The following is an 11,680-nucleotide window of genomic DNA, read 5'->3' on the forward strand; positions in this document are numbered from 1 at the left end:
ATCCAGGAACTCCCCGGTATCTTGGCAGGCACCGATGACGGTACAACCGCCCTGGAGGGAGCGTCACGGCCATCGCGGTGCGCCAGACGGACAAGCCGGCGCTAGCTGAACTGTTCGCGGTACTGGGTGGGGGTCAGGCCGAGCTTTTCGCTGAACAGGAAGCGCATGTGCCGCACACTGCCGAAGCCGCTTTTGTAGGCCACGGTCTTGAGCGGCAGGTCGCTGCTCTCCAGCAGGTTCCGCGCCCGGTCGATCCGTGCGCTTTGCAGGAACTCCATGGGCGTCATGTTCACTTCCCGGGCAAACACCCGGGCGAAATGCCGCGAACTCATGTTCGCCAGGCTGGCCATGCGCTCGATGCTGAAGGCTTCTTCCAGGTGTTCGAGCACATGGTTCTGCACCCGGGTCACCGGCGTCTCCTGCGGCGCCACCGTGGCCATCAACGGGCTGAACTGCGCCTGCCCGCCCTGGCGCTTCATCACCACCAGCAACACCTTGGCCACATCCTGGGCGACTTTCTTGCCGTGGTCCCGGGCGACCACCGCCAGCGCCAGGTCGATGCCGGCGGTGACCCCGCCCGAGGTGATCAGGTTGCGATCCTCGACAAAGATCTGGTCGGTCTCCACCGTCGCCTCGGGGAAGGCCCGGATCAGGCGTTCCGTGTAGTGCCAGTGGGTCGTCACCCGATACCCGTCGAGCAAACCGGCATGCCCGAGGATAAAGGCCCCGGTGCAGATCGAGCCATAGACCGCCGAGCGGCGCACGGCCGCCGCCAGCCAGTCGAGCAAGGGTCGGTGCTTTTCGTTGTAGGCCCCCGGCCCGCCGGGCACCAGCAGCAGGTCATAGCTGCCGCGCGCCTGGTCGATATGCAGATCGGCCTGCACCTTGACGCCGTTGGAAGCGCGCAACGCGCCGTGCTCGGTGCCGATTGTCGAGAGCTGGTAATGATCCTTCGGCTCCAGATAACGGTTGGCGATGGAAAACACCTCCATGGGCCCGGCCATGTCGAGCAGGAGAAAGTCTGGAAACAACACCATTGCCACGGTTTTCATGGGTAAATATCACTGATATCAAAGGGTTGGAAGCATAACGCCGACCCTGGACATTATGCCCGGACGGCGCTCGCTCAGCGGACAAGAATACGTGATTCATCGCACAAAATTGTCAACCTGAAACGGACAGTATTTCAGCTTCCATCTACTTATTGCTCCGCAGGGTAAACATTAGCCTTCTCCTCAACCGGACGAATTCCCGTTCCGACAGGAGATTCCCTCATGCTGACCCTTCGCAAAGCCTCTGATCGCGGCGCCGCCAACCACGGTTGGTTGAAGTCGTTCCACACCTTTTCCTTCGCCAACTATCGCAACCCGCGGGAACAGGGTTTTTCCGACCTGCTGGTGATCAACGACGACCGGGTCGCCGCCGGCAAAGGCTTCGGCCAACACCCGCACCGGGACATGGAGATTTTCTCCTATGTGCTCGAAGGCGCCCTGGAACACAAGGACACCCTGGGCACCGGTTCGGTGATCCGTCCTGGCGACGTGCAACTGATGAGCGCGGGCAGCGGCGTGGCGCACAGCGAGTACAACCACTCGGCCACCCAGCCGGTGCACTTCCTGCAGATCTGGATCGTACCGAACGTCAGCGGCGCCAAGCCGCGTTACCAGCAAGAGCATTTCCGCCCGCAGCAAAAACGCGGCCGCCTGCAACTGATCATCTCCCCCGAAGGGGCCGACGGTTCGCTGCAGGTGCGCCAGGATGCGCGGGCCTATGCCGGGCTGATCGACGGCCAGGAAAGCGCCACCCTCAAGCTCGACGCCAACCGCTACGCCTACGTGCATGTGGCCCGCGGCTCGGTCGACCTCAACGGCCTGCTCTTGCAGGAAGGCGATGGCGTGCGGGTCCGCGAGGAACAGGCGCTGACTTTGAGCAAGGGCGTGGATGCCGAAGTGCTGGTGTTCGATCTGCGGGCGCAGGAACTGCCGGAAATGCCTTGACCGGCACCGGCCCGGGGGCTTGCGTCCCCGGGCCTGACTGGCAGGCAAGCACCTCGACAGCCAGGGCCCGGCCAGCGCCCGGGACGATATCGGTGGGGCATGCCCACTATCGATACCGGTGATTTCCGCCACCCGGGCGGCGCCTTCCAGAATCCTCCCCAGCTTATCCCTCTCCATCGCTCACTCATCGAGGACGCCCCCATGTCAGCGCCTACCACCGCGACACTCCCCATGCGCAACGAAGTCTGGCTGCATATTTTCGCCGGCCTGTGCGCCAGCCTGGTCAGCATCGGGCTGGCGCGCTTTGCCTATACCCCGCTGATCCCGCAACTGATCCAGGCCCATTGGTTCGTGCAGGCCGACGTGGTCTACCTCGGTGCCGCCAACCTCGCCGGTTACCTGATCGGTGCACTGATCGGCCATCCCCTGGGCAAGCGCCTGACCAATCCGCTGGTGCTGCGACTGATGCTGGTGGTCGCCACCCTGTCGTTCTTCGCCTGTGCCTGGGCCCTGTCCTTCAGCTGGTTCTTCGTCTGGCGCCTGCTCTCGGGGATCGCCGGCGGTGCCATCATGGTGCTGGTGGCGTCCACGGTGCTGCCCCACGTACCGGCGGCGCGCAGAGGCGCGGCCAGCGGCGCGATCTTCCTCGGCATCGGCCTGGGCATCGCCGGCTCCGGCACCCTGGTGCCGGCCCTGCTGGAATGGGGCCTGCGCGACACCTGGCTCGGCCTGGGGCTGGTGGCCGCGGTGCTGACCGCCGCCAGTTGGTTCTGCTGGCCGCAGAGCCAGCCCGAGCCCGCTGTCGCGGTGAAGGCCAGCGAGCCGGCCAGCCATGAGGACCCGGCGTCCGGCCGTGGCCTGCGCCTGCTGTTCGCCCAGTACGCCTTGATGGCCACCGGGCTGGTGCCGGCCATGGTGTTCCTGGTGGACTACGTGGCCCGCGGTCTCGATGCCGGCACCCATGTGGCGGCGCTGGTGTGGGTGATGTACGGCATCGGCGCGATCTTTGGCCCGATGGTCTACGGCCTGCTCGCCGATCACCTGGGGGCCCGCCGCAGCATCCGCTGGGTGCTGATCGTGCAGGCGCTGGCGGTGGGCGCGTTGAGCATCACCAGCCAGGCGTGGCTGCTGTGCGGGCTTGCGGTACTGATCGGCTCGTTCCCACCCGGCATCGTGCCCCTGGCCCTGGCCCGGGTCCACGAGCTGAAGAGGCACGCCCATGCCCAGCAGGTCGCCTGGAGCCGCGCGACCGTGGCCTTCGCCAGCTTCCAGGCGTTGGCGGGGGGCGCCTACTCGCTGATCTTCAACGCCAGCGGCGGGCATCATCAGCAGTTGTTCGTGATTGCCGGCCTGGCGTTGCTGCTGGCCATCGCGCTGGATCTCGCCGCCCGCCGGCTGCGCTAGGCCCCCTCGCCCACCGCTGCGACGGTGGACGAGCCTTATCAAAGACCATCATTGAGCATGCGGGTTCGACCGACAGACCTCGCTAACCCAGCGCGTAACGAAGCCCAGCCTGACGCTGGGCTTTGGCTTTCAGTGGCAGTGGTAATCGTTGGTCTTGTGGTTGCGATGACAACCTTTTGCATCCGTGCCACCGCTATGGGCGAAGACAGCGACGGAAGTCATCGAGAGTACAGCGGCGATCAGAATAGCGGACAGTTTCATCAGGGCTTGCTCCATGCTCGTGTTGTTATAGACGTGAGACCTCTCACGCCCCACAAGTATGGCCAATTGCCTTTACCGAACAAGCAACTGTCTGAGCCGTTTCGCACTATTCGACGAAAGGCTGCGCGCCGTTTTATTGAGCTGCCACTGCCTGTGGGCTGGGATGCCTGATCCGGTGTTACCGCCCAAGGCGAAGCAGGCGCCATACCGTCGTGGATCAACGAGAAAATCGTTCACGTCGTGAGCTTTTTCGCGAGCAAACTCGCGCCTGCAGGGAATGCATAAGGCGCAAGACCGTTAGCGGTCCGAAGACTTGACGCCCGCTGCGTCGGAATGCCGCCCAGATCGATCGCAGCCTGCGGCAGCGGCTACAGGAAAGCCGTTCTGGCTGTTGAAAGTCGCCTGAAGCCAGGCTGGGAGAGTGCTCGCGGACCGCTCTTGAGTCGTTGTCGCCGAGTGGCCCATGTGGGGCGTTCAAACGGCGTGCGCCCCGACTTGGTCGGGGCGCTGCGTGCCGAGAATTTTGACGATCCGCCACCCTGAGAAGCAGGCTAGCGAGGCAGACCTTCAGCCCTGCCCCTTGAGCAAATGACGGATCCGGATCTTCACCCCGTCGCTCTGGAAGCGGCGGGCGGCGGCCTCGATCTTCAGCTCGGCGCGGGTCACTCGCTCGTGGTGGCGCAGGTGGCCGACCCAGGATTCGTCGAAGAACATCTCGCACCACAGCCGCGGGTTTTCGCTGTCCTGCAGCAGGCACCAGGAAAACGAACCGTTGCGCTGGCGCATGCGCCGCACCGGGTTCATCGCCTGCTGGAAGGCCTGGGCGTGTTCGGGGGCAATGTCGTATTCCAGGCTGATCATCACCGGCCCGCGCTCCAGGTCCTGGTCGGCGCCGAGCAGCGGTTGCGGCCAATGCAACGACGGCGCCAGGTCTTCGGCGCTGCGCTGGGGCAAGCCGACCCGCCAGGTCAGCCCGACCCCGGCCAGCAGCACCGCTGCCGCCGCGCTCAGGGCAACGCTCATGGACAACAGGCTGGCCACCCAGCCCCAGAGCAACCCGCCCAGGGCCATGCTGCCGAAGAACATCAGGATATACACCGCCAGGGCTCGCGCCCGCACCCAGGCCGGCACCGAGGTCTGGGCCGCCACCTGGAAACTCGAGAGCACGGCGATCCAGGCGCCGCCGCTGATCAGCATCACCGGGATCAACAGATAGAAGTCGCGCAGCCAGGCCAGGGCGAACAACACCAGGGCGTAAGTCACGCTGGCCAGCGCCACCAGGCGATCCACCGCCAGGCGCTGGCGCAGCTTTGGCAACAGCATCGCCCCCAGCACCGCGCCAAGGCCGACGCTGCCGAGCAACACGCCGAACTGGGTCGCGCTGCCCTGCAACTCGCCGCGTACGATCAACGGCAGCAAGGACATGCCGGCGCTGGCGCCGAAGAAGAACCCCAGGGTACGAATCAGCACCCGTTGCAGAGGGTGGGAACTGCGAGCGTAGCGCCAGCCCACGCGGATCGCACTGAACAGCCGCTCCGCCGGCAACACCGCGACCTTCGGCTCGCGCCGCCAGCAGGCGAGCACGGCGATCACCGCAAAGAACGACAGCGCATTCACCGCGAAGGTCGCCCAGGGACCGGCCAGGCTCACCAGGACCCCGGCGATGGCCGGGCCGACGGCGCGCGCCACGTTGGTCCCGACGCTGCTCAAGGCGATGGCCGCGGGCAACTCGCCGGCGGGCACCAGTTCCGGGGTCAGGGCCGACCAGGCCGGCATCATCAGGGCCGTGCCGATGCCCATGGCCAGGGTCAACAGCAGCAACAAGGGCACCGTCATCAGGCCGCTGAGGGTCAGGAACGCCAGCAGCATGGCGACGCTGGCCATCCAGCCCTGCACCAGCAACAGGTAGCGGCGCTTGTCGACGATATCGGCCAGCGCCCCCGCCGGCAGCGCGAGGAAAAACATCGGTGCCGCAGCGGCCACCTGCACCAGCGCCACCGTCATCGGGCTGGCCGACAGCGAGGTCATCAGCCAACCGGCGCCCACCTCGTGCATCCAGGTGCCGATGTTTGAGGCGATGCTGGCCAGCCACAGCCCGCGAAACAGGCCATGCTTGAGCGGGCTCCAGGGCGACAGGGAGGCCGCGCTACGGGAGGAATCGAGGGTCTGTTTCATGACGGTCCTTGAGTCGTGGGAACGGTTTGCAGTCCGGGCGTTTTTTATCGCCAACGGCCGCTGGCCGGCGCAAGCGGGTTGCGTCGGCCAGCGGTCGTTGGCGACAGGTTTACTTGACCTGACGCTGCGGCGCCTTGTGCACCATGGTGTAGGCGTAATCCACGCCCATGCCGTAGGCGCCGCTGTGCTCGCGAACCAGGTCCATCACCGCGTCGTAGGTGTCCTTGTGCGCCCAGTCGCGTTGGAACTCGAGCAGTACCTGCTGCCAGGTCACCGGCACCGCGCCGGCCTGGATCATGCGTTGTACCGACATGTCGTGGGCTTCCTGGCTGGTGCCGCCGGAAGCGTCGGTGACGATGTACACCTCGTAGCCTTCGGCCAGGGCTTCCAGGGCCGGGAAGTTCAGGCAGACCTCGGTCCACAGCGCGGCCATGATCAGTTTCTTGCGCCCGGTAGCCTTCACCGCGTCCACCAGTTTCTTGTCTTCCCAGGAGTTCATCGAGGTGCGCTCGATCGGCTGGTGATCCGGGAACACGCTGAGCAGCTCCGGCCAGATGTAGCCGCTGAAGCTCTCGGTTTCCACCGAAGTAAAAATGGTCGGCACGTTGAAGATCTTCGCCGCCTTGGCCAGGCCCACGGTGTTGTTCTTCAGGGTCTGGCGGTCGATCGACTGCACGCCGAAGGACATCTGCGGCTGGTGGTCGATCAGGATCAGGGCGGAATTGGTTGGGTTGAGCAGTTCACGGATAGACATGGCGCGTTCCTTTTGCTGTCGAGTAGGTTCAAACGTTGAGTGGCACAATTCGGGAGCTCGGCGCGGGTTCCGCTGTGGGAGGCTGTGCGGCCGGCTTGGTGGCTAATTTAGGGGTTGATATAAAAAGGAACAATTCCCTAAAACCGAGAATCATTGATTCTAAAAAAGTGACAATTCAAAAACTGCCGCAGCGCCCACTACGAACGGCACCTGTCGCCTGCCTGCTCGCGCAAACGGTCGAATACAGCACAGCCGTACAATCCCCGCGCGGTGCAATACGCAACCATGCTTCGCCTCGATCCGATGGCCACGCCGAGCGGACGCAGGCAGACCGAAGGCGTGCCGGCAGCTGCCGGACCCGCGGCCAGCCGCGTCCTGGGCCACCCACCTTGACGCGGGAAATCAGCATGCTGCTTGCCTCCAAACACCTCACCGCCCCCGGGCCGATGTGCATCCGCCTGACGCCGCTGTGGCTGCTCGCCTTGCTCAGCGGCGGCGCCCCGGCGCTGGCGGCACAGAGCGCACAGGACACCCCCGGTTTCCTTGAGGGGGCGAGCCTTGAAGTGCTCAGCCGCAACTTCTACCTCAACAACGACTATCGCTCCCCGACCCCGGCCGGCAAGAGCTACAAGCAGGAATGGGCCCAGGGCTTCATCGCCTCGTTCGCGTCCGGCTTCACCCCCGGCGCCCTCGGCGTGGGGGTCGATGCCCACGGCTTCCTGGGCTTGAAACTGGACGGCGGCAAGGGGCATTCCGGGACGGGCCTGTTGCCGCTGGATCATGACGGGCGCAGCGAAGGCAGCTATTCCAGCGCCGGCGGCGCGCTGAAGTTCAAGGCCTCGCGGACCACCCTGGCGCTCGGTGAAATGACCGTGGCGACCCCGGTATTCGACACCGCCGACAAACGCCTGCAACCGGAATACGCCAGTGGCCTGCTGCTCTCCAGCCGGGAACTCGAAGGGCTCGACCTGCAGGCCGGTCACTTCAACGCCTTCAAGAACCAGGACGCCTCCACCGCCAAGGGCGACTTTTCCGGCTACGGGGCAACCACCCGCCACGCCAGCATCGACTTCATCGGCGCCGACCTGTTCGCCGGCCAGGCGCTGGGCGGCGCCCTCTACGCCTCGGAGCTGAGCGACACCTGGCGCCAGTACTACGCCAACCTGCATGCCAGCCTTGGCCAGTGGTTCCTCGACGGCAACCTGTACCGCACCCGCGACCAGGGCCAGGCCGCGGCCGGCGCCATCGACACCACGGCCTACAGCCTCTCCGGCAAGTACCGGATCGACGCCCAGGCATTCACCCTGGCCTATCAGAAAGTCCACGGCGACACGCCCTTCGACTTCGTCGGCGGCGACTCCATCTACCTCGCCAACTCGATCAAGTACGCCGACTTCAACGGCCCCGGCGAACGCTCCTGGCAAGCGCGCTACGACCTCGACCTGGGCGCCCTGGGCATTCCCGGCCTGAGCTTCATGGCGCGCTATGTGAGCGGCCGCGGCATCGACGGCAGCCACGCGCCCCAGGGCGGCGCCTACAACCCCTTCGACAGCGCCAGCGGCACCTACAGCCCGCAACAGGGCCGGGGCGGACACCATTGGGAACGCGACCTGGACCTGCACTACATCGTGCAATCGGGCCCGGCCAAGGACCTGTCGCTGCAACTGTCCCACGTCAGCCACCGGGCCAACGCCGCCCAGGCCGGCGACGATATCGACCGGCTGTACCTCGTCATTCAGTACCCGCTCAAGCTCGGGCCGTTCTGATCCTGCGCGGTGGGCCGAGCCTGCTCGGGCCGTGCGCCGGGGAGGCCCGTTGGCAGCGGCCAGATGACGGCTAACCCAAGGCATGGGCCACCTGCGCGTCTGGCACCGTCACGTCCCGCAACACCCGCGCCAGCAAAGCACCGGGCTGGGCGCCCGAGACCCGGGTGTCGCCGATGCGAAAGGCTGGCAGCACCCCGCCCGACCAGTCCGCGGCATCGCGCTTGTGGCACTGCAACGCAGCCAGTCCTTCACCACTGCGCAGGTAGTCGAGCAGCCGCTCCTGCTCGCGCTTGCCGTCCCCGCCCAGCTCCGCGAGCACCCGCGCATCGCCAATATCGCGGCCCTCGCAGAAATAGGCACGGAAGATCCGCGCGAACAGCGCGGCGCAGTCGCCACCGCGGGCGGCACGCTCGAGCATCAGGCTGTGCGCCGGGTCGCTGTCGACCAGGCGCTCGATTCGCTCGAAGGCAAAACGCAGCCCCAGCGCCTGGCCGGCCCGGGTGATCTGCGCTTCGAACAACCGGCTGCGCGCCAGGCTGCCGAACCGGCGCCGGGCGTACTCGCCCTGCTCGATGCGGCTGGCGGGAAGATCGAACGTGGAGCGGCTCGGCACATAGACGATCGGCCGTGGCCGGTGCGCCGCCGCCATGGCCTGGCGCAGGTTCAGCTCGCCGATCCAGCACCAGGGATTGATGAAGTCGTACGCCAGATGAATGACGTTACCCATAGCGACCACCTTGCTTCTACCAATGATGGCCAGACTCTAGGCGCACACCTGCCGGACGAGTAGCCACAGGGCGCGCAACGCTGTCTTGCTCAAGACCCGAGCGAGGCTCAGGCGGCAAGGATTTCCTCGAGGAACTCGATAAACACATTGATGCGACTGGAGCCGCGATGGTTGGGCAGGTACAGCGCGTTGATGCAGGTGCTGGCGGTGCCGGGATTGACCTCGTACTGCTCCAGCACGCGGGTCAGGCGGCCCTGGCCGACATCGTCGCGCACCAGCCAGTCGGCCAGCAGCGCCACGCCGCCACCGGCCAGCGCCGCCTCGCGCAGGATGTCGGCGTTGTTGCTCTGCAAGCGCCCTTGCACCCCCAAGCGCTGGGGGTTTTCGTCACCCTGGAAGGTCCAGTCCTGGTGCACGCCGCCATAGTCGAAGCGCAGGCACTGGTGCTCCAGCAGGTCGCTCGGCTCGCGCGGCAGGCCGGTGCGTGCCAGGTAGTCGGGGCTGGCCACGACCCAACGCTGGAAGTCGCCGATCTTCTTGCTGACGATGTCATCGCTGACCACCGAGGAACCGAGGCGCACCGAGACATCGATGCGCTCGCTGATCAGGTCGCTGACCCGGTCGCTCAACGACAGGCTGATCTCCAGCCCCGGATGGCGTTCGAGCAGGCGCCCCAGGTGCGGGGCGATGATGCGCCGGCCGAACTCCACCGGAACGCTGGCCCGCAGATGCCCCTGGGCTTCGCTGCCACGATCGGCGACGCTGGCGTCGGCTTCGTCGATGGCTTCGAGAATCGCCACGGCCTTGTCGAAATAGGCCTGCCCGGCGAGCGTGACACTGGTGTTGCGCGTGGTGCGATTGAGCAGGCTGGCGCCCAGCTCGCTTTCCAGTCCCGCCACCTGTCGCGTCACCGAAGACGTCGACAGGCCGAGCTTGCGCGCCGCCGATGAGTAGCCGCCACAGCGCACGGTTTCAACAAACATCTTCAGCGCCAGCAACTTGTCCATAAGCCGATTCCGCGAGCAAAAAATCAATCGAAGGACTATGCCTGAGGGTGCATGAAGTGTCTTGTATGGTTGTGCTCAAGCGCCGCGGCCCGCGCCCTGGGGCATTCAACGTGGCTCACCCCTGGCGGTACCGACGGCTGAGAAACAGCAGCAGCGCCAAGCCAGGAACCGCGGCAATCAAAGTCGCCGACAGGCTCCATCCCACCTGCTCATACAGCGGGCTGGCCACCAGCGAGCCCAGGGCGCCGCCGACGAAGATGCTGGTCATGTACACCGCATTCAGGCGCGCCCGGCTGTGCGGGTCGATGGCGTACACCTCACGCTGGCCAAGCACCATGTTCAACTGCACGGCAAAATCCAGCAGCACCGCGCACACCACCAGCCACAGGTAGCCACTGCCCGGCAGCGCCCCTATCAGCAGGGACAGCGGCGCCAGCAACAAGGCCACGAGAGTACCGCGCTGGCCATGCCCGGCGTCGGCCAGCCGGCCGGCGATCGGCGCCGCGATCGCCCCCACCGCGCCCACCAGGGCGAACACCGCCACCTGTGCCTGGCTGAAGCCGTGCTGGCGAATCAGCTCGATGGGCATGATGGTCCAGAACAGGCTGAAGCTGGCGAACAACAAGCCCTGGTACAAGGAGCGCTCACGCAGGCCGGCATGGCGGCGCGCAAGGGCGAAGACCGAGCCGATCAACTCGCCATAGGAAGACTGATGCGTCGGCATGCGCCGTGGCAGGGCAACGGCCATGACGCAGGCGATCACCGCCATCAGGCCCGCGGCGCTGAAGAACACCCCGCGCCAGCCGAACGCCTGGGCCAGCAGACTCGACAGCGGGCGCGACAACAGAATGCCCAGCAGCAGCCCGCTCATGATGTTGCCGACCACCCGCCCGCGGCTTTCCTCGGGTGCCATGTGCGCAGCCAACGGCACCAGAATCTGCACCGCAACCGAAGTCAGGCCGATGAGCAACGACAACGCCAGGAACAGCGAAGGTGACTCAGTAAAGCCCGCGGCGATCAGGCACAGGCTCACGGCCAGCGTGAACCCCACCACCAGGCGGCGGTTTTCCATCAGGTCGGCCAGGGGCACCAACAGCAGCAGGCCTGCGGCGTAGCCGAGCTGAGTCAGCGAGACAATCAGGCTGGCATGGGCATTCGACAGGCCGATCTGCGGGGCGATCAGCTCGACGATCGGCTGGGCGTAGTAAAGGTTGGCGACGACCGCGCCACAACAGAAGGCCAGCAAGGCCACCAGGGCGCCAGAGAGGGTGGCGGGCCGTTCGCCCTTAACCGCCATGCTGGCCGTCGTTGCAAAGTTGCCGGTAGGCATGATGAAACCTCGTTCGCGTGGAGAAAAGTTTCGCCAAGGCTAGGCGCGACGCCCAATCGGGAGAATCCACCGCCGGGGCAATTGAGCAATGCGCATCACGCAACGATCCCGGCGTTGCCGATGGCGCAAAAGGCCTTTGCGCGGTTTGCCAATTCCGCCGTCCCCCCCCCTTCTCTACCCTTGGGCACTTGCCACCGGGCGGTCCGTCACCGCTCTCCTCAGCGGCTCAAGGAGACTTCCATGACCCCGACTGCATCAC

General features: G+C 65.8%; 10 protein-coding genes. 3 read left to right on the top strand and 7 right to left on the bottom strand.

All coding sequences use genetic code 11. The features are described from left to right. Window positions 1-101: 101 nt before the first annotated feature. Window positions 102-1,052 (bottom strand): GlxA family transcriptional regulator, encoded by a 951-nt coding sequence (locus tag C4K27_RS18655; RefSeq protein WP_053261676.1) that lies wholly within the window; start codon window positions 1,050-1,052, stop codon window positions 102-104. A gap of 222 nt (window positions 1,053-1,274) precedes the next feature. Between C4K27_RS18655 and C4K27_RS18660 the strand changes: the two genes are divergently transcribed. Continuing rightward, complete coding sequence (locus C4K27_RS18660) at window positions 1,275-1,997, top strand: pirin family protein (RefSeq protein ID WP_053261677.1); 723 nt, start codon at window positions 1,275-1,277, stop codon at window positions 1,995-1,997. A 201-nt stretch (window positions 1,998-2,198) separates the two neighbouring features. Continuing rightward, complete coding sequence (locus tag C4K27_RS18665; RefSeq protein WP_053261678.1) at window positions 2,199-3,401, top strand: YbfB/YjiJ family MFS transporter; 1,203 nt, start codon at window positions 2,199-2,201, stop codon at window positions 3,399-3,401. Between the two features lie 129 nt (window positions 3,402-3,530). Here C4K27_RS18665 and C4K27_RS18670 read toward each other — a convergent pair whose 3' ends face one another. The 3 genes from C4K27_RS18670 to C4K27_RS18680 form a co-directional block, all read right to left on the bottom strand. Then, window positions 3,531-3,662, bottom strand: coding sequence for a YHYH domain-containing protein (locus C4K27_RS18670; RefSeq protein WP_125738063.1), 132 nt, complete (start codon window positions 3,660-3,662; stop codon window positions 3,531-3,533). Between the two features lie 567 nt (window positions 3,663-4,229). After that, window positions 4,230-5,837, bottom strand: coding sequence for an MFS transporter (locus tag C4K27_RS18675; protein WP_053261679.1), 1,608 nt, complete (start codon window positions 5,835-5,837; stop codon window positions 4,230-4,232). 109 nt (window positions 5,838-5,946) lie between these two features. Beyond that, window positions 5,947-6,591, bottom strand: coding sequence for a hydrolase (locus C4K27_RS18680; RefSeq protein ID WP_053261680.1), 645 nt, complete (start codon window positions 6,589-6,591; stop codon window positions 5,947-5,949). A 407-nt stretch (window positions 6,592-6,998) separates the two neighbouring features. On the opposite strand from C4K27_RS18680, the gene C4K27_RS18685 reads away from it, so the two are divergent. After that, window positions 6,999-8,357 carry an OprD family porin gene (locus C4K27_RS18685; RefSeq protein WP_053261681.1) on the top strand — a complete coding sequence of 453 codons (1,359 nt, stop codon included), beginning with the start codon at window positions 6,999-7,001 and terminating at the stop codon, window positions 8,355-8,357. A gap of 70 nt (window positions 8,358-8,427) precedes the next feature. Here the strand turns inward: C4K27_RS18685 and C4K27_RS18690 are convergent, their stop codons facing one another. The 3 genes from C4K27_RS18690 to C4K27_RS18700 form a co-directional block, all read right to left on the bottom strand. Then, window positions 8,428-9,084: a DsbA family protein gene (locus tag C4K27_RS18690; RefSeq protein WP_053261682.1), complete on the bottom strand. Its 657-nt coding sequence runs from the start codon at window positions 9,082-9,084 to the stop codon at window positions 8,428-8,430. A 107-nt stretch (window positions 9,085-9,191) separates the two neighbouring features. Next, the gene (locus tag C4K27_RS18695) at window positions 9,192-10,091 is read right to left on the bottom strand and encodes a LysR family transcriptional regulator (RefSeq protein ID WP_053261683.1); all 900 of its coding nucleotides are present in this window, start codon (window positions 10,089-10,091) and stop codon (window positions 9,192-9,194) included. Window positions 10,092-10,206: 115 nt separating this feature from the next. Beyond that, window positions 10,207-11,421: an MFS transporter gene (locus C4K27_RS18700; protein ID WP_053261684.1), complete on the bottom strand. Its 1,215-nt coding sequence runs from the start codon at window positions 11,419-11,421 to the stop codon at window positions 10,207-10,209. Window positions 11,422-11,680 lie beyond the last annotated feature (259 nt).

The organism is Pseudomonas chlororaphis subsp. chlororaphis (genome assembly GCF_003945765.1).
In the GTDB taxonomy this organism is placed as follows: domain Bacteria; phylum Pseudomonadota; class Gammaproteobacteria; order Pseudomonadales; family Pseudomonadaceae; genus Aquipseudomonas; species Aquipseudomonas chlororaphis.

What these genes read in the sequence shown, in the direction of transcription:
- C4K27_RS18680 (WP_053261680.1), bottom strand. Translation starts at nt 6,591, where the DNA reads ATGTCTATCCGTGAACTGCTCAACCCAACCAATTCCGCCCTGATCCTG.
- C4K27_RS18690 (WP_053261682.1), bottom strand. Translation starts at nt 9,084, where the DNA reads ATGGGTAACGTCATTCATCTGGCGTACGACTTCATCAATCCCTGGTGC.
- C4K27_RS18655 (WP_053261676.1), bottom strand. Translation starts at nt 1,052, where the DNA reads ATGAAAACCGTGGCAATGGTGTTGTTTCCAGACTTTCTCCTGCTCGAC.
- C4K27_RS18660 (WP_053261677.1), top strand. Translation starts at nt 1,275, where the DNA reads ATGCTGACCCTTCGCAAAGCCTCTGATCGCGGCGCCGCCAACCACGGT.
- C4K27_RS18670 (WP_125738063.1), bottom strand. Translation starts at nt 3,662, where the DNA reads ATGAAACTGTCCGCTATTCTGATCGCCGCTGTACTCTCGATGACTTCC.
- C4K27_RS18665 (WP_053261678.1), top strand. Translation starts at nt 2,199, where the DNA reads ATGTCAGCGCCTACCACCGCGACACTCCCCATGCGCAACGAAGTCTGG.
- C4K27_RS18685 (WP_053261681.1), top strand. Translation starts at nt 6,999, where the DNA reads ATGCTGCTTGCCTCCAAACACCTCACCGCCCCCGGGCCGATGTGCATC.
- C4K27_RS18700 (WP_053261684.1), bottom strand. Translation starts at nt 11,421, where the DNA reads ATGCCTACCGGCAACTTTGCAACGACGGCCAGCATGGCGGTTAAGGGC.
- C4K27_RS18695 (WP_053261683.1), bottom strand. Translation starts at nt 10,091, where the DNA reads ATGGACAAGTTGCTGGCGCTGAAGATGTTTGTTGAAACCGTGCGCTGT.
- C4K27_RS18675 (WP_053261679.1), bottom strand. Translation starts at nt 5,837, where the DNA reads ATGAAACAGACCCTCGATTCCTCCCGTAGCGCGGCCTCCCTGTCGCCC.